This is a genomic window from Streptomyces sp. NPDC092952, assembly GCF_044754785.1.
Classification (GTDB): domain Bacteria; phylum Actinomycetota; class Actinomycetes; order Streptomycetales; family Streptomycetaceae; genus Streptomyces.
The window spans coordinates 791,325-807,067 of sequence record NZ_JBIVPT010000001.1 but is presented as its reverse complement, the minus strand read 5'-3'; the positions used below and the strand labels follow the sequence as shown (position 1 = coordinate 807,067).

14 protein-coding genes are annotated in these 15,743 nt (G+C 72.0%); 7 read left to right on the top strand and 7 right to left on the bottom strand.

All coding sequences use genetic code 11. The annotated features are described in order from the left end of the window. Positions 1-21: 21 nt before the first annotated feature. Positions 22-1,917, bottom strand: coding sequence for a right-handed parallel beta-helix repeat-containing protein (locus ACIQGQ_RS03740; protein ID WP_402390152.1), 1,896 nt, complete (start codon positions 1,915-1,917; stop codon positions 22-24). A gap of 246 nt (positions 1,918-2,163) precedes the next feature. On the opposite strand from ACIQGQ_RS03740, the gene ACIQGQ_RS03735 reads away from it, so the two are divergent. Beyond that, the gene (locus tag ACIQGQ_RS03735; protein ID WP_402390150.1) at positions 2,164-2,868 is read left to right on the top strand and encodes a hypothetical protein; all 705 of its coding nucleotides are present in this window, start codon (positions 2,164-2,166) and stop codon (positions 2,866-2,868) included. Between the two features lie 31 nt (positions 2,869-2,899). Here ACIQGQ_RS03735 and ACIQGQ_RS03730 read toward each other — a convergent pair whose 3' ends face one another. Next, positions 2,900-3,565 carry a class I SAM-dependent methyltransferase gene (locus ACIQGQ_RS03730; RefSeq protein ID WP_402390147.1) on the bottom strand — a complete coding sequence of 222 codons (666 nt, stop codon included), beginning with the start codon at positions 3,563-3,565 and terminating at the stop codon, positions 2,900-2,902. 97 nt (positions 3,566-3,662) lie between these two features. Further along, the gene (locus ACIQGQ_RS03725; protein WP_402390145.1) at positions 3,663-4,808 is read right to left on the bottom strand and encodes a GDSL-type esterase/lipase family protein; all 1,146 of its coding nucleotides are present in this window, start codon (positions 4,806-4,808) and stop codon (positions 3,663-3,665) included. A gap of 125 nt (positions 4,809-4,933) precedes the next feature. On the opposite strand from ACIQGQ_RS03725, the gene ACIQGQ_RS03720 reads away from it, so the two are divergent. Beyond that, positions 4,934-5,464 (top strand): GNAT family N-acetyltransferase, encoded by a 531-nt coding sequence (locus tag ACIQGQ_RS03720; protein ID WP_402390143.1) that lies wholly within the window; start codon positions 4,934-4,936, stop codon positions 5,462-5,464. A 201-nt stretch (positions 5,465-5,665) separates the two neighbouring features. Here the strand turns inward: ACIQGQ_RS03720 and ACIQGQ_RS03715 are convergent, their stop codons facing one another. The 3 genes from ACIQGQ_RS03715 to ACIQGQ_RS03705 all read right to left on the bottom strand — a co-directional run bounded on the left by ACIQGQ_RS03715 (position 5,666) and on the right by ACIQGQ_RS03705 (position 8,877). Continuing rightward, positions 5,666-7,060, bottom strand: coding sequence for a caspase domain-containing protein (locus ACIQGQ_RS03715; protein ID WP_402390141.1), 1,395 nt, complete (start codon positions 7,058-7,060; stop codon positions 5,666-5,668). Positions 7,061-7,130: 70 nt separating this feature from the next. Next, complete coding sequence (locus ACIQGQ_RS03710) at positions 7,131-8,492, bottom strand: caspase domain-containing protein (protein ID WP_402390138.1); 1,362 nt, start codon at positions 8,490-8,492, stop codon at positions 7,131-7,133. A gap of 4 nt (positions 8,493-8,496) precedes the next feature. After that, positions 8,497-8,877: a hypothetical protein gene (locus ACIQGQ_RS03705; RefSeq protein WP_402390136.1), complete on the bottom strand. Its 381-nt coding sequence runs from the start codon at positions 8,875-8,877 to the stop codon at positions 8,497-8,499. Between the two features lie 288 nt (positions 8,878-9,165). On the opposite strand from ACIQGQ_RS03705, the gene ACIQGQ_RS03700 reads away from it, so the two are divergent. From ACIQGQ_RS03700 to ACIQGQ_RS03685, 4 genes are all read left to right on the top strand, one after another. Further along, positions 9,166-9,906, top strand: a complete 741-nt coding sequence (locus ACIQGQ_RS03700; protein ID WP_402390133.1) for an enoyl-CoA hydratase family protein — start codon at positions 9,166-9,168, stop codon at positions 9,904-9,906. After that, positions 9,894-10,517 carry a TetR/AcrR family transcriptional regulator gene (locus ACIQGQ_RS03695; protein WP_402390131.1) on the top strand — a complete coding sequence of 208 codons (624 nt, stop codon included), beginning with the start codon at positions 9,894-9,896 and terminating at the stop codon, positions 10,515-10,517. The genes ACIQGQ_RS03700 and ACIQGQ_RS03695 overlap by 13 nt, the downstream gene beginning before the upstream one ends. 86 nt (positions 10,518-10,603) lie before the next feature. After that, positions 10,604-11,851 carry a serine hydrolase domain-containing protein gene (locus ACIQGQ_RS03690; protein WP_402390129.1) on the top strand — a complete coding sequence of 416 codons (1,248 nt, stop codon included), beginning with the start codon at positions 10,604-10,606 and terminating at the stop codon, positions 11,849-11,851. Beyond that, on the top strand, positions 11,848-13,440 hold the full coding sequence (locus tag ACIQGQ_RS03685) for an alpha/beta hydrolase (RefSeq protein WP_402390126.1): 1,593 nt from the start codon (positions 11,848-11,850) through the stop codon (positions 13,438-13,440). The genes ACIQGQ_RS03690 and ACIQGQ_RS03685 overlap by 4 nt, the downstream gene beginning before the upstream one ends. Positions 13,441-13,499: 59 nt before the next feature. Here the strand turns inward: ACIQGQ_RS03685 and ACIQGQ_RS03680 are convergent, their stop codons facing one another. Continuing rightward, the gene (locus tag ACIQGQ_RS03680; protein ID WP_366295086.1) at positions 13,500-14,609 is read right to left on the bottom strand and encodes a citrate synthase 2; all 1,110 of its coding nucleotides are present in this window, start codon (positions 14,607-14,609) and stop codon (positions 13,500-13,502) included. Between the two features lie 232 nt (positions 14,610-14,841). On the opposite strand from ACIQGQ_RS03680, the gene pdxH reads away from it, so the two are divergent. Beyond that, positions 14,842-15,468 (top strand): pyridoxamine 5'-phosphate oxidase, encoded by a 627-nt coding sequence (pdxH, locus tag ACIQGQ_RS03675; RefSeq protein WP_402390318.1) that lies wholly within the window; start codon positions 14,842-14,844, stop codon positions 15,466-15,468. Positions 15,469-15,743 lie beyond the last annotated feature (275 nt).

The following is a 15,743-nucleotide window of genomic DNA, read 5'->3' as shown; positions in this document are numbered from 1 at the left end:
GGGGCCCGGGACGGGCTCGCGTCAGACGCGGTTCTGGCCGGGGACGGTGGTGGAGCCGCTCCAGTCGAGGGCGGCGCCGGAATCGGTGACGGCCAGGGCGGTTCCGGCCGTCCAGGCGTTCCCGCTCAGATCGTTGCCCGCGATGAGGGCGCCGGTCGCGGTGGTCGCGGTGGTGATCCCGCTGGCCGTCGTCCCGTCGCCTCTGCGGATCTTGTTGTTGGTGACGGTGCAGCGGACCGCGCCGTCCGAGAGCCGGATGCCGGCCGAGGCCGCCGCCACGATCTGGTTGCCGGTGATCAGGGCGTCGCCCAGGGTGCCCACGAAGATCCCGTGGTTGGTCCCCGTGGTGTCGACGCTGTTGCCGCCGACCGTGGCCCCGGTGTGGTTCGAGATGTTGATGCCGTTCGACCCGGTGGACCGGACAGTGTTGTTCGCGACGGTCGCCCCGCTTCCGGCCTGGACGAGGATGCCGGTGCCGCTGGTCGTGTCGACGCTGTTGCCGGTGATGCTCGGGGACGTGCAGGAGGAGACGCGGATGCCGGTGCCGCCCGAGCCCCGTACGACGTTGTCCGCGATCTTGACGCCGGAGACCTGCGCGGTCGGGTAGCCGAGGACGGTGACCCCGGCGTCGGCGGCCGGGGCGTCGATGGTGTTGCCGGTGACGGCCAGGGAGTGCGGGGTGAGCGAGAATCCGGCGCCGACCGGATTCGGGTGGGTGAGCCGGATACCGGCCGCGCCCGTACCGCTGATCACGTTGTCCGCGACGACCGCGCGCCGCCAGCCGTACCCGTGCACCCCCTCGGCGGCCGTGCCCTCGATCCGGTTGCCGATGATCTGGATCCCGTCGAAGTACCTCCCGGCCGAGGCGGCGTGCGAGCCGACCGCGCGTCCGAACGGGCCGAGCCGGTCGGACGGGCCGAAGTAGCAGCCGGACACGACGATGTTGTTCGCCGTGGTGTCGTCGAAGTCGCCGATGGAGCTGGACCCGGCCTTGGCGATGTCGATCTGGATCGCCTCGGACGTGCCCCGGTTCTTCTCGTCCGTCGTGTCCCTGAAGCCGAGGAACCGGCAGTCGACCGCCCGGCCGCCGTCGACGGAGTTGAACTCCAGCGCGTGCGCCGCGCTGACGTCGGTCACCGTCACGTCCCGCACGGTGATGTCCCGGGCGTGGATGAAGTTCATGACGTCGGTCAGCGCGGTGACGGTGCCGGACGTGCCGTCGGCCGCGTTGCCGTCCCAGGTGCCGCCCAGGACGTTGATGTGGGAGTGCCCGCCGTAGCCCGCGAACGTCTCGTCGGGCAGGAAGTTGCGCAGGATGCCGGAGTTCCCGATCGCGCGGAGCGTCGCCCCGTAGGCGTAGATCGTGGTGTTGTCGAAGACGACCAGGAACGTGCCGACGCCGTACGTACGCCCGGCGGGGACGACGACGGTGCCGCCCCCGGCGCTGCGGGCGGCGTCGAGGGCGGCCTGGATCGGCAGCCGGTCGTCCGCGACGCCGTCGCCCACCGCCCCCTGGACCACGAACAGCCGGGCGGCGACGAAGTCGGCCGGCCTGGGGGAGGGGTCCGGCTGCGTCGCCGGGGCGTCCGGGGACGGCGCGGCGGCCTGCGCCGGAACGCCCGCCGCCAGCTCCCGGCCGTCCTGGCGCCAGCGCACCGGGTTCCCGGCCGCGTCCGCGTACTCGTACTCGATCGCCGGGACCGCGCAGGTGAACGGGGGGATCGTCCCCGGCGAGGAGTGACCGGCAGGGTTGCTGCGCAGCTGGCCGAGCGGGGTGACTCCGTCCATCTGGTAGAGCACGGTGAGGAGTTCACCCGTATCGGCGATACGGACGAGCAGTGGATGATCGGGGACGACGTCGCCCGTTCGGGTGGTGAGGACGTCGGTGGGGGCGCCGCCGAAGGTGTACAGGGACATGAGGGACCTTTCGATCGGGCGGGCAGGGGCCGCCGTTGCCGGCCCACGGGTGCCGTTGCCGTCCTGCGGATACCACATACCCGGGGCCGCACCGAGCCGCTCGTGCCGATCCGGCCGGAGTGCCCGATGCAGGGCTCTGCTCCCGGGGGGACTGCGTTGACCGGCGGGTGGCCACCGGATACGGTGACCCACCGTTCACGCGTGTATGCGTCAATTGCCCTGTACGGACGCTGAGTTGGGGGACTCATGAACGGAATGACCCGTGCCGCGACGGCCGCGGCCTGCGCGCTGCTGGCGGTGGGTGGTCTGTCCGCGTGCGACGCGGGCATCGACGACGTGCCCAAGGGGGGCGACTCGCCGCCGTGGGCCCGGACCGTGGTGAAGCTGGACTCGGCGTCCCAGCTGGTCGAGGTCATGCCGAGCAAGTCGGCGATGGGGGAGGGATACTTCCCGGAGTCGCAGAATCCCATGAGCAACGACGACCCGGGGACTCCGATCGCGTACGGCGCCAACCTCACCCAGGACCACTGCCGGAGCGAACTGAGGACCGGCTGTGGCGGCTTGAAGGCGATGGGCTCCGCGGGCTACCGCAGGGCGAACGACGCCACGGTGGGTGTGACGTTCAACGTGTACTCGTTCAGCACCGAGGACGACGCGAAGGCAGCGATGAAGGCCGCGATCGCCCGGGACGCGACGGACCAGAACCTCGTGCTCAAGACGGTGAAGACGGCGCCCCTCGGAGACGCCTCCAGCACCACCGGCTTCATGGAGAAGGGGAGCGACGCCCCGGGGGCCGTCCACGTCATCACCCGGTCCGGCACGATCCTGAGCGAGACCCGACTCGGCACCCTGCCCGGCGACACCCACCCGTACGACACCGCCGCCGAACTGGCCAAGCTCCAGAACGACCGACTGATCAAGGTCCTGGTCGGCAGGAACCCGGACGCCTGACCCGGACGGCTGACCCGGCCTCCTCGTTTCCTCAGGCCCGCTCGGGCTTGCGGGCGAGGAGGGTGGCGTAGCTCCGTTCGGCCCCCTCGGCGGGCTCCTCCACCAGGCGTGCGGTGAGGGCGAGCCCGGCCTGCTGGAGCAGCCCGGCGAGCCGGTCGGGCGGCAGCAGATGGGACTCGTACGAGACGGGGCGGCCGCCGTACGCCTGGGTGGGGCGCAGGCGCTGGCCGTGTCCCACGTGCCCGGCCAGCATCAGCCGGCCCCCGGGCGCCAGGACACGTTGGAACTCCCCGAACACCAGCGGCAGCAGCTCCGGCGGCGTGTGGTGGGTGGAGTAGTAGGCGAGCACACCCCCGAGGGCGCCGTCCCGGACCGGGAGCGCCGTCATCGAGCCGACGCAGAAGCCCAGTTCGGGGTAGGCGCCACGGGCCAGCCCGACCATGGCGGGCGACAGGTCCACACCGAGCATCGGCACTCCTCGCGCCGCGAGGTGGGCCGTGACCTTCCCCGGCCCGCATCCCAGATCGGCGACCGGCCCGAGCCCGTCCGCCCGTACCGTCTCCGCGAAGACGTCCAGCATCCCGCGCGACAACGGGTCCAGCTCCGCCGGAGACTTGACACGTTCGACGTAGGCGGAGGCGACGGAGTCGTACGACTCCCGGACGGCGGCGAGGTGGGAAGAGGAGAGGTCGGACACGAGGGCGACTCCAATCGATCGTCTCGGGACGGGGACGGCGGCCCGGTGCATCCGAGGGGCACCGGCGGACACTCGTGCGAGAGCGGTTCCGCACCCCTCAGGCAAAGGGGCCCGGATGCGTGAAGGCGAAGGCGGCGAACCGTTCGGCGATGCGGCGGTGGCCTGCGGTGTCGGGGTGGAGGCCATCGGGGAGATCGGGGATGTCGTCCGCGCCGAACAGCTCGCGCCCGTCGAGGTGGTGCAGGTGCGGATCGTGCGCCTGGCGGGCGGTCACGACGCGGGCCAGCTCCTCGCGTACGACGTTGAGGGTGAGCGCCCCGCCCGGGACGGCGGCGGGTGTCCCGAGCGCCGTGAAGTACCCCTCGGCGGTGCGGGTCACCGGGCCGGGGGTGTCCTCGACCGGGGGACAGACCACCGGGGACACCACCAGCAAGGGGGTGTCCGGGTGCCCCTCACGGATGGTGTCGAGGAAGCCGTGCACCGCCGGTCCGAAGGCACGCCGCCCGAACGACGCGCCGGTCACGACGTTGAGGCCCAGCTTGAGGCTGATGAGGTCGGCCGGCTCGTTCCGGATCGCGCGGGCCACGAACGGGTCGAGCAGGGCATTGCCGGCCAGCGAGAGGTTGACGAGTTCCACCCCGCCGAGGGCCGCGGCGATCACCGGCCAGGTGTCGGCGGGCGAGTCGGCCTCCGGGAAGTGGCTGACGGAACTTCCGTGATGCAGCCAGTTCCGACGACCCGTGGCCGGCGGCGGTACGACCTCGGCGTCGGCCCTCAGGCAGACGAGTTCGATACGGGACTGCTGCGGCAACCACAGCTCGATCTCCTTCTCGCCCGGCGGCAGTTGACCGAAAGTGACACGGCAGGTCGGCCCCGGAACCGTTGTGCCGCGCCCGGCCGACACATGCAGCACGTTGCCCACGGACAGCGGCTCCCTGCGCAACAGGGCTCCGTCGACCACGAGTTCCAGGGCACCGGGCCCAGAGGGTCCGGCGGCGCCCTCGTACCGCGTGACGGTCGTGAGCGCCTCGACCTCCAGCACGGTCGCGGTCGTCACGAAGGCCAGCCGTACCCCCGACGGCAATGTGGCCATCCGCTCGACGGACTCGTCCGGGAACTGCGCCCGTGCCGAAGTCGGCAACCGCCACGGCAGCACCCCGGCCCCGGTCCGCTCCACATCCAGCGCGCCGCGGAACCTCACGGGTCCGCCCATGAGCGGGATCTCGCGTAGTTCGCCGGTCATGTCCGCCCTTCCCGCCGCCGCGGCGACGGCCAACCGGACGCCGCCGCGAGCAGCGTACCCATCGGCCCGGTCGCCGACCGCGTGGCCGGGGCCCACCGGGGACCGTATGTGCCTACTCTTCCGCCATGGACGACAACGCACACGGCATGCACATCAGATCGGGCGGCCCGGCCGACGCACCCGCCATCCTCGCCATGCTCGACCTGGCGGTGGCCTGGATGAACGCCCGTGGAAACACCGAGCAGTGGGGCACGACGCCGTACTCCCGGATACCCGGCGGGGTGGCGCGGATCGACCAGTACACGACCGAGATGTCGCCGTTCGTCGCGGAGTCGGACGGGACGCCCGTCGGAGCCCTGGTGCTGGACACCGGCCCCAGCCCGAAGATGCCGATACCGCCGGCCGACGAACCGGAGGTGTACATCAGGCTGTTGGTCTCGCACCGGGAGTACGCCGGTCGGGGCATCGGGGCGGCGCTGCTGGACCGTGCCGTGGCGGAGACCCGGCGGGCCGGTGCGGATCTGCTCCGGGTGGACTGCTGGGCGGGAGGCGGCGGCGAACTGGTCGCCTACTACGAGCGCAACGGCTTCACCCCCACCGACCGCTTCCTGTCCGGGACCTGGCCGGGGCAGGTGCTGGCCCGGAGAGTGGGCTGACCGCGCTCGGCGGGAAGACCGACAGGAAGTCCAGCGGGGTGTTCGGCTCCAGTGGGCGGCGATCGCGATCCGGACGAACACGCGGCTCGGCGGATCAGCGTCGCGAGCAGCCCTGACCGGTACGGCCAGGTTCCGCGCAGTCCTGCTCGGTGTGGGCCGGCCCCGAACGGTCCTGCCCGGTGCACCGGAACGGGACTGCTCTCAGAGCCGGGTGACGGTTGTGCGGAACTTCGGATCCTGCTCGCGGAGCCACTGGTCGGACTGACAGGACAGGGGACTGAAACGGTCGATGGCCTCCTTGACTCCCTCCGGGGCGGCGTCGATGTCCTGGAGTTGGATTCCGGCATATTTGATCCTCTGGAGAGAGCGCTGGATTCCGTTTCCGTACAGGGACGAGGTGAGGAAGTTCTCCCGGAGGGGCTGCTCGAAACCTTCGCTGATCCGGATGACCAGGACGTTGCTCGCCCTCTTGGTTCCCTCGTTCCTCTGCTCGTAGGAATAGACGTCCAGGATCCCGAGGTAGGCGATCCGCTCCCAGGGGATTGCGACCGGGCGCCACCCGGGTTTCCTCAGGGTCAGGCCACCCTTGTCGATCATCAGGGTGACGGAGTGTCCCCGGGCGGTCTTCGTGAGCAGCCACCCGACGGCCGCCAGGATCGCCCAGGAAGGCAGGGCGAACGCTGTTTCCGGGCTGAACGGGTCCTGGACCATCCTTCCTGCGAACCGAAGAGAGAATCCGGCCACCCCTAGGACCAGTGCCAGGGTGACGCCCAGGTGGAAGGGCGGGAACCGGATACGCGAGCCGACCTTCGCCGTGAAGACGGCTCGGCCGGAGGGCGGGCGGACCTCGCGGTCGTCCCGCTTTACCGGTCCGTGTGTCAGGACGATGCCGCCGGTCGAGTTCACGGACTGTTTCCTCGGGCGCGGCAGGTGACCGCGGTCTGCCTCCCGGACGATGTGCTCGTAGATCTGGTCGAGGGTGTGTGCCTCGGGCTGTTCGAGGGCGCTCAGCAGGGCGGCGGTGAAGGCGGTGTACCGGTCGCCGGGCGGGGCGTACGAGGGACTGTCCGCCGTGGTGGACGCGAGTGTGTAGGTACCGCTCGGCCTGAGCTGCAGGGAGAGAAGGTCTCGGGCGGTGGCCATGGGGCCCACCGCCTGGCCGGAGAAGCAGCAGTCCAGCACCAGCACCCTGGCCCTGGCGCGGGAATGCGCCAGCTCTTTCATGAGGTCCTTGAGGGAGTAGGTGGTGAGGGCCGTGATCCCGGGCTCGCTGTCCGTGAGCGCCAGGTGAAGGTTGCCTTTCTCGTCGAGCAGGCCGTGTCCCGCGTAGTAGACCAGCAACAGGTCGTCGGCCTCCTCCCGGACGGAGACGAGTGCGTCGTCGAGGCTCTTCCCGTCGACAACCGTGCCGTGCCCGCCGAGAACGCGGCAGTGCTCCGGGCGAATGCGGCCGCGTTCGCCGGAGAGGGCTTCCTTCAAGGAGTCGAGGTTGTTGTGCACGGCCGGGATCTGCGCCAGGGCGGTGTCCGTGTACTCCGGCACACCGATCAGCAGTACGCGGGAAGCGTGCTCGTCGGGCTTCCAGATTCCTGACATGGTTTCGGCCTCTCAAACGGTCCTTCGGACAGTGTGGTGCGGCGCGGTGCCCTTCGCTTTTACGAACCCGTCAGCTCTCCCCGAGTGAACGGAGTCTCGGATCCCGTTCGCGGAGTTCTTGGTCGGAGAGGGCGCGCAGACGGCCGACCCGTTCGACGGCGTCCTGGAACCCCGGGAGGTCGGTGCCCGCGTCCGCGACCCGGAAGCCGGCGTATCCCATGCCCAGGAACGAGAGCGAGACGTCCCGGAAGGGGCCGGACCGCAGGACGGTGCCCTCGGCCGGCGGTGGGGATCCCGCCTTCAGGCGGATGGCCAGGACGTCCTCGGCGGTCCTCGGCTTCGCCCTCCTGTTCCGGTACGGAAACTCCTTCAGGAACCCCAGGTGGGCCACGTCTTTCCAGAGAATGACGTTCGGGCGGTTTCTCCGGTCCGTCAGCTCCATCCCGGAACGGGTGATCAGCACATGCGGGTGCCTTCGGACCGAGCTCCACGCGAGGAAGAACCCGGAGGGGAGGAAGACGGCAGGGAAGGGAAGGACCAGAAGCTCTTCCGGAACCTTGTACGCGGCCAGCCCGCCGCAGGCGAGGAAGACGGCGCCGCTGAAGGCGACGGCGGCGCGCTGTGCGGGGCCGCGGTCCCGGGTGATGCGCACTTCCTGCCTGCCGGAGGGGCGGGCGGGGTTGGTCGGGGGGTTCTTCCGGGCGGGCCCGCGCGTCAGGACGACGTTCCCGACCGTGTCGTCCGTCTGGAACTGGGGATGCTGGAGGCCGCTGTGGACCAGCTCCTGGCAGACATGGTGGTGGATCTGGTCGAGGGTGAGCGCCTCGGGCTGTTCGAGGGCGCTCAGCAGGGCGGCGGTGAAGGCGGTGTACCGGTCGCCGGGCGGGGCGTACGAGAGCTCGGTCCGCGCGGCGGACGTGAGGGTGCAGGTTCTGTTCGCTTCGAACGGGGCGAGGAGGGCGGCGTGGGGATCCGCCATGCCCTGGGCTGCGAGGCCCGAGAAACAGCAGTCCAGCATGATCACCTTCGTCGCGGCCCGGGACTTCCTCAGCTCGTTCCTGAGCTGGTCGAACGGCAGGGTGGCGTAGGTGTTCCGCTCAGGATGCGCGTCCGTGAGCAGCAGGTGGAGATTGTCCTCGTCGTCGGTACGGCCGTGCCCCGCGAAGTAGACCAGCAACAGTTCCTCGGCCTCGCGTGCGGCCGTTACGAGCGCCCTGCCGACCGCGTGCCGGTCGACGGCCTCGCCGTTCCTTCCGAGGACGCGGCAGTCCTCCGGCCGGAACAGTCCGCGCTCGCCGGAGAGGGCATTCTCCAGGGCATCGAGGTTGTTCCGCGCGGCGGGGATCCCCGGCAGGCCGGGCTCCGCGTAATCCGACACCCCGATCAGCAGCGCGCGGGAGGAACCCGCGTGTTCCTCCTGGGAGTTCGGCATGTCATCAGCTTTCGGCCCGGTCCAGGACCGCGCGCGCCTCGGCGATCACCTTCTCCGGATCGGCGGCCCGCTTCACGTCGACCACGATCCGGCTTCCGCCCGGTGTCTGCACCGTGACCTTGACGTCGGCGCGCCGCTGGGTCAGCCAGGTGGCCACGGAGCGTGCCAGCACGGTGGCGGCACCACCCGAGCCGACCGCCACCATCAACACCTGGGCGGCGGTGCCCATATGGCCCGGCTGTGGAGCGTCGGCGCGCAGGGCCAGCCGGCCGCGGAACGCGTCCTCCCGGGTCAACCAGTCGCGCAGGGAGCGCAGATGAACCGGGGCGTCCGCGCCGGAGACCGTCAGCATCAGAGGGGCGGGGGCCGCGTGCGTCTCAGTCATGGCGCCCATCCTGCCAGGACCGGCACCCCGTGAACGCCGGTTGTCGCAGGGAGTGCGGCGGGTGGTGGCCGAAACACCCCGTGGACGTGGCCCGCGCCCCGGAGGGAGGGGATGGCCCGGAACCGCCGGCAGGAAGGCGCGCAGGGCGCGGAGAGAAGATACGGCGACCAGAATCATGCAAGCGTGCTTGATTGTTCTCGGTCCCGCTGCCACCCTCGACGCGACGGCCCCGCAGGAGGCGGGGCGGGTCCACCGGAGCACACCCGAGCCACAGGAGGAGAGCGACCGATGAGCCGGCTCGCCGCGCCCGTCCACGACCGGGGCATCACCACCCTCGCCCTCGACTCGCCCGCCCACCGCAACGCGCTCTCCGCCGAACTCGTCGACGAGCTCACCGCCGCCCTCGACACCTGCGCGGCCGACGAATCCGTACGGGCCGTCGTCCTCACCCACACCGGCAACACCTTCTGCGCGGGCGCCGACCTCACCGCCCCGCCCGAACCGTCGGCCCTCGTCGCCCTGATGCGGCGGATCGTCGCCCTGCCCAAGCCCGTCGTCGCCCGGGTCACCGGCCACGTCCGGGCGGGCGGGCTCGGCCTGCTCGCCGCCTGCGACATCTCCGCCGCCGGGGACGGCGCCTCCTTCGCCCTCACCGAGTCCCGGCTCGGGCTCGCCCCCGCCGTGATCTCCCTGCCGCTGCTGCCCCGCACCGACCCGCGCGCCCTCGCCCGCTACTACCTCACCGGCGAACGCTTCGACGCCGCCGAGGCCGCCCGGATCGGCCTGGTCACCCTCGCCGCCGGCGACGACGTGGACCAGGCGCTCGCCCCCGTACTGGACGGGCTGCGCCGGGCCTCCCCGCAGGGGCTGGCGGCGTCGAAGGAGCTGGTCACGGCTACTGTGCTGGAGAATTTCGACCAGCACGCCGAAGACCTCATCGCCCGCTCGGCGGCCCTCTTCGCCTCCGCCGAGGCCCGGGAGGGGATGACGGCCTTCCTCGAACGACGGGAGCCCGCATGGGTGCTGTGACACCCCCCAACGAACGCGTCCCCCACGACCGGGTCCCCGCCGACCGCAGTCCCAAGCAGGACCGCAGCCGGGCCACCCGCAAGCGCCTCCTCGAAGCCGCCGTCGCCTGCCTCGCCGAGCACGGCTGGGCCGGCTCCACGGTCTCCGTCGTCGCCGAACGCGCCGGAGTCTCGCGCGGCGCGGCCCAGCACCACTTCCCGACCCGCGAGGACCTGTTCACCGCGGCCGTCGAGTACGTCGCCGAGGAACGCTCCGCCGCCCTGCGCGCCCTGCCCGTCCAGGGCCGCGCCGAGGTCGTCGCCGCACTCGTCGACCTGTACACCGGACCGCTCTTCCGCGCCGCGCTCCAGCTCTGGGTCGCCGCCTCCAACGAACCGCAGCTCCGCCCCCGCGTCACCGAACTCGAAGCCCGCGTCGGCCGCGAGACCCACCGCATCGCCGTCGAACTCCTCGCCGCCGACGAGACGAGGCCCGGCGTACGCGAAACGGTCCAGGGACTCCTGGACATGGCACGCGGCCTCGGCCTCGCCAACGTCCTCACCGACGACACGGCCCGGCGCCGCAGGGTCGTCGCGCAGTGGGCGGCCCTCCTGGAACGCGAACTGGGCTGAGCGGCGACAAGTAGGGCTGGCACCAGTGGGGTTGGGGTGCTGGCCGCAGTGATCACGGGGCTGCCGCGCGGCTAGCGTCGAGCCCCGTGAGACACGGACAGAGCAGAGCGAACAGACCACTCCTCACCCGCGCCGCCGTCCTGGCCGCGGCCACGGCGCTGCTGGCCTCGGCCTCCGTACCGGCATCCGCGCACACCGCACGCACCGCACGTCACACGGCCCCGCCCGGCCACTGCGCCGCCGCCCGCGACGCCCTCGGCGCCCGGCTCGACACCCTGGCCCGCCGGGACGGCATCCCCGGCGTGGCCGCCGAGGTCACCGGCCCGGACTGCGGCCGGTGGACCGTGGCGCGCGGCGTCGCCGACCTGGACACCGGCCGCCCGATGAGCGCCGGGGACCGGCTGCGCATCGGCAGCGTCACCAAGACGTTCACCGCCACCGTCGTCGTCCAACTCGCCGCCGAGGGCCGGATCGCACTGGACGCCCCCGTCGAGCGCTACCTCCCCGGGCTGATCCGGGGCAACGGCCACGACGGCCGGCGCATCACCGTACGGCAGCTCCTCCAGCACACCAGCGGGCTCCCCGACCACGTCGACGCCATCGCCGGGCAACCGCTGGACCAGTGGCGGCTGCGCCACTACGAGCCCCGCGAACTCGTCGCCCTCGCCCTCACCCTGCCGCCCCCCGAGCCCGCCTGGTCGTACTCGACCACCAACTACGTCCTCGCCGGACTGATCGTCGAACAGGTCACCGGACACCGCGTCGAGGCCGAGATCGACCGCCGCGTCGTCCGACCGCTCGGCCTGCGCGACACCTACTGGCCCGGCGACCGCACCGGCATCCGCGGCCCGCACTCCCACAGCTACTTCCCCGCCCCGGAACCCGGGGACGACCCCGCCACCGGTACGGGGGACACCGGCACCCCCCTGCGCGACGGAACCGCCTGGAACATGACCATCGGCGGCGTGGGCGGCGCCCTCGTCTCCACCCCCGCCGACCTCGACCGCTTCTACCGCGCCCTGTTCGGTGGACGGCTGCTCCCCGCCCGCTGGCTCGCCGAGATGAAACGCACCGTCCCGGCCGACCCGCAACGGCTCTGGCCCGGCGCCCGCTACGGGCTCGGCCTGATCTCCTCCCCGCTGAGCTGCGGCGGCCGTTGGTGGGGCCACGGCGGGACCGTGCCCGGCGGCCACCGCGCGCTCGGCGCGACCGGCCCCGACGGCAGTACCGTCGCCCTCGCCCTCACCAAAGTGCCCGACACCGACCGGGCCGAGGAAGAGTTCCTCGCCGCCGTCGACACCGCCCTCTGCCACCCGTACAAGGAGTCCCGATGACGAAGACCGCGCTGAAGACGACGAAGACCGCGACGAAGACCGCGCGCCGCGCCTCGGCCGCCGCCCTCGCTGTCACCGCCGTCACCGCCTGCCTCGCCGCGACCCCCGCCGTCGCCGCACCCCGGGCCGTTCCCGGGGCCACCACCCCCGGCCTCGACCGCTACTACCACCAGCACCTCGACTGGGGCAGCTGCGCCACCGGCCCCGACGACACCGTCGGCCACGACCTCGACGAGGCCGGGGTCCAGTGCGCGGACGCCACCGTCCCCCTCGACTACGCCGACCCCGGCGGCCGCACCCTCACCGTCGCCGTCTCCCGGCTCCGCGCCACCGACACCCGCCACCGCATCGGCGCCATCCTGCTCAACAACGGCGGCCCCGGCGGCACCGCCGTCGAGTCCCCGCCCCACATCCGCGACGCCATGAAGGACGTCGGGGCGCGCTACGACATCATCGGCTTCGACCCCCGCTTCGTCGGCCGCAGCACCCCCCTGGACTGCTCCTGGGACACCGGCATCTTCTTCCGCTCGGCCGGACCCGACCGGGCCGGCTTCGACCGCCAGGTCGCCTTCCAGAAGAGCCTCGCCGACAAGTGCCGCGCCACCAGCGCCGACGTCCTCCCGTACGTCACCACCCGCAACACCGCCCGCGACATGGACGTCATCCGGGGCGCCCTCGGCGAACGGAAGATCTCCTACCTCGGCTACTCGTACGGCAGTTACCTGGGCACCGTCTACAGCCAGATGTTCCCCGGCCGCTACGACCGCATGGTGCTCGACGGGGTGATCAACCCCGACGACTACGGCCCCCTGCTGCTGCGCGACGCGTTGGTGGAGAACGAACAGGCGCTCACCGCCTGGGCCGACTGGGCCGCCGACCGCCACGACACCTACCGCCTCGGCCGCACCCGCGCGCAGGTCCTCGCCACCGTCGACCGCGTCGCGAAGGCCGCCGCCCGCAAGCCGCTGACCATCGGCACCGGGGCCGACACCTTCCGGGTCGACGCCTCCCACATACCGCTGCTGCTCTTCATGTCCCTCGCCGACGACCACGACGAGACCCGCGCCGATCTCGGCGAGACCGTCTCCGTGCTCGCCGAGGCGGCGGAGGGCCGCGCCACCACCCTGTCACCCGGGTTCACCGAGGCCCTCCGGTTCACCCTGACCGGCGCGGGCTCGCAGACCGGCAGCGTGCAGCTCGCGATCATCTGCGGCGACCGGGCCGCACCCCGCGACCCCGAGAGCTACTGGCAGGACATCGAACGCGACCGCGCCGCCCACCCGCTCTTCGCCCCCATGACCGACAGCATCACGCCGTGCGCCTTCTGGGACCGGCCCGCGGAGCCGCCGACCCGGGTGGACAAGGACGCCCCCGCACTCCTCGTCGCCGCCACCGGCGACCCCCGCACGACCTACCGCGGCACGCTCAAGCTCCACGCCGAGCTGCCCGGCTCCCGGCTGGTCACCGTGCCCGGAGCCCTGCGCCACGGCCTCTACGGCGAGTACGGGAACGCCTGCGTCGACGCCCGGGTCAACAGCTACCTCGCCACCGGGAAACTGCCCGCCAAGGACCTGACCTGCACCAAGTGACGGAGACGGAACAGGGGCGGGTGGTGCCCGGCACCACCCGCCCCGCCGTCGGTCCGCCGTCAGTTCCCCAGGTCCGCCAGCTGCTCGTACCCCGCGATCTCACGCGGGTCGCGCGGCCCCGGACCCATGTACCGCGCCGAGGGCCGCACCAGCCGCCCGGTCCGCTTCTGCTCCAGGATGTGCGCCGACCAGCCCGCCGTACGGGCACAGGTGAACATCGACGTGAACATGTGCGCCGGGACCTCCGCGAAGTCCAGCACGATCGCCGCCCAGAACTCCACGTTCGTCGCCAGCACCCGGTCCGGACGCCGCGCGTGCAGCTCCTCCAGCGCGGCCTTCTCCAGCGCCCGCGCCACCTCGTAGCGCGGCGCCCCCAGCTCCTCGGCGGTACGCCGCAGCACCCGCGCCCGGGGGTCCTCCGCCCGGTACACCCGGTGCCCGAAGCCCATCAGCCGCTCGCCCCGGTCCAGGGCCTGCTTCACGTACGCGGTGGCGTCGCCGGTCCGCTCGATCTCCTCGATCATGCCGAGCACCCGCGACGGCGCACCGCCGTGCAGCGGCCCCGACATCGCGCCCACCGCCCCCGACAGCGCGGCGGCCACGTCGGCACCGGTCGAGGCGATGACCCGGGCGGTGAACGTCGAGGCGTTCATCCCGTGCTCGGCGGCGGACGTCCAGTACGCGTCCACGGCCTTCACATGCCGGGGATCCGGCTCCCCGCGCCACCGGATCATGAACCGCTCGACCACCGAACCGGCCTTGTCGATCTCGCTCTGCGGCACCATCGGCAGCCCCTGCCCGCGCGCCGACTGGGCCACGTACGACAGCGCCATCACGGCGGCCCGCGCCAGGTCGTTCCGGGCGGTCTCCGCGTCGATGTCGAGCAGCGGGCGCAGCCCCCACACCGGTGCGAGCATCGCCAGCGCGGACTGCACGTCCACCCGGATGTCCCCGGAGTGCACCGGGATCGGGAACGGCTCGGCCGGCGGCAGCCCCGGGTTGAACGCCCCGTCCACCAGCAGGCCCCAGACGTTCCCGAAGGACACATGGCCGACCAGATCCTCGATGTCGACACCCCGGTATCGGAGCGAACCGCCTTCCTTGTCCGGTTCGGCGATCTCCGTCTCGAACGCGACGACTCCCTCTAGACCCGGTACGAAGTCGGACATGGCGGCTCCCTCGGTCGGCGGCTCTGCGGAGGCCTCAACGGCCTGCCTCAAGATACTGGCGGGATTCCCCCGGGACGGGGAAGCGTGACGTCCGGCACAGGCGTTCGCGAAAGGTGCGCGGGGCACCCTCCTTGCCGGGCCGCGCGGACCACTGCGGCAGGATGACCCCGTGCCCACCGCAGACTCCTCCTCCTCAGACTCCTCTATCGATTCCACCACCGATCCGGCCGCGATGCGCGAGCAGTACCGTTCCGAGGGCTTCACCGAGGACACGCTGGCCGACGACCCGATGCGGCAGTTCGCCCACTGGTTCCGGCAGGTCGCCGTCGGCGGTCTGCTCCACGAGCCCAACGCCATGGTGGTCTCCACCGCCACCCCCGACGGCCGCCCGTCCTCCCGCACCGTCCTGCTGAAGAAGTACGACGAGCGCGGCTTCGTCTTCTTCACCAACTACGAGTCCCGCAAGGGCCGCGAGCTGACCGCCAACCCCCACGTCTCGCTGCTCTTCCCCTGGCACCCGATGGCCCGCCAGGTCGTCGTCACCGGCCGGGCCGACCGGATCGGCCGCGACGAGACCGTCGCCTACTTCCGCAGCCGCCCGCACGGCTCCCAGCTCGGCGCGTGGGCCAGCGCCCAGTCGACGGTGATCGGCTCCCGCGAGGAGCTGATCGCCCGCTACGAGGAGCTGGCGGCCCGCTACCCGGAGGGCGAGCAGGTCCCCGCGCCCCCGCACTGGGGCGGCTTCCGCGTCGTCCCCGACACGATCGAGTTCTGGCAGGGCCACGAGAACCGCCTGCACGACCGGCTGCGGTACGTGCGCGAGGGCGAGCAGTGGCGCGTCGAGCGCCTCTGCCCGTAACCGCGAGGACGGAGAAGGCCGCACACGCAGAAACCCGCAGGCTCTGGTCCCTCCTCACGGAGGGGCCGGCCGGACTTACCGGCGAGCCTGCGGGTCGGTGACTGCTTGGGATTGGCCGACGGACCGGCCTGCACTGCAAAGAGCGCGACAACGGGCGTCAGCCCGCAGCCACCTCACGAGTCCGAGAAGAAATCACTTCTGGAACACCTCCTTTCTTCGCTGGTCTCAGCCTAGGAACCGCCCCCGCGCCGCACAAGCGAATTAAATTCGGCGCG

Excerpts from the sequence above, each read along its gene's own strand:
- ACIQGQ_RS03740 (WP_402390152.1), bottom strand. The coding sequence starts at position 1,917 with ATGTCCCTGTACACCTTCGGCGGCGCCCCCACCGACGTCCTCACCACC.
- ACIQGQ_RS03735 (WP_402390150.1), top strand. The coding sequence starts at position 2,164 with ATGAACGGAATGACCCGTGCCGCGACGGCCGCGGCCTGCGCGCTGCTG.
- ACIQGQ_RS03725 (WP_402390145.1), bottom strand. The coding sequence starts at position 4,808 with ATGACCGGCGAACTACGCGAGATCCCGCTCATGGGCGGACCCGTGAGG.
- ACIQGQ_RS03720 (WP_402390143.1), top strand. The coding sequence starts at position 4,934 with ATGGACGACAACGCACACGGCATGCACATCAGATCGGGCGGCCCGGCC.
- ACIQGQ_RS03715 (WP_402390141.1), bottom strand. The coding sequence starts at position 7,060 with ATGTCAGGAATCTGGAAGCCCGACGAGCACGCTTCCCGCGTACTGCTG.
- ACIQGQ_RS03710 (WP_402390138.1), bottom strand. The coding sequence starts at position 8,492 with ATGCCGAACTCCCAGGAGGAACACGCGGGTTCCTCCCGCGCGCTGCTG.
- ACIQGQ_RS03705 (WP_402390136.1), bottom strand. The coding sequence starts at position 8,877 with ATGACTGAGACGCACGCGGCCCCCGCCCCTCTGATGCTGACGGTCTCC.
- ACIQGQ_RS03700 (WP_402390133.1), top strand. The coding sequence starts at position 9,166 with ATGAGCCGGCTCGCCGCGCCCGTCCACGACCGGGGCATCACCACCCTC.
- ACIQGQ_RS03695 (WP_402390131.1), top strand. The coding sequence starts at position 9,894 with ATGGGTGCTGTGACACCCCCCAACGAACGCGTCCCCCACGACCGGGTC.
- ACIQGQ_RS03685 (WP_402390126.1), top strand. The coding sequence starts at position 11,848 with ATGACGAAGACCGCGCTGAAGACGACGAAGACCGCGACGAAGACCGCG.
- ACIQGQ_RS03680 (WP_366295086.1), bottom strand. The coding sequence starts at position 14,609 with ATGTCCGACTTCGTACCGGGTCTAGAGGGAGTCGTCGCGTTCGAGACG.
- pdxH (WP_402390318.1), top strand. The coding sequence starts at position 14,842 with ATGCGCGAGCAGTACCGTTCCGAGGGCTTCACCGAGGACACGCTGGCC.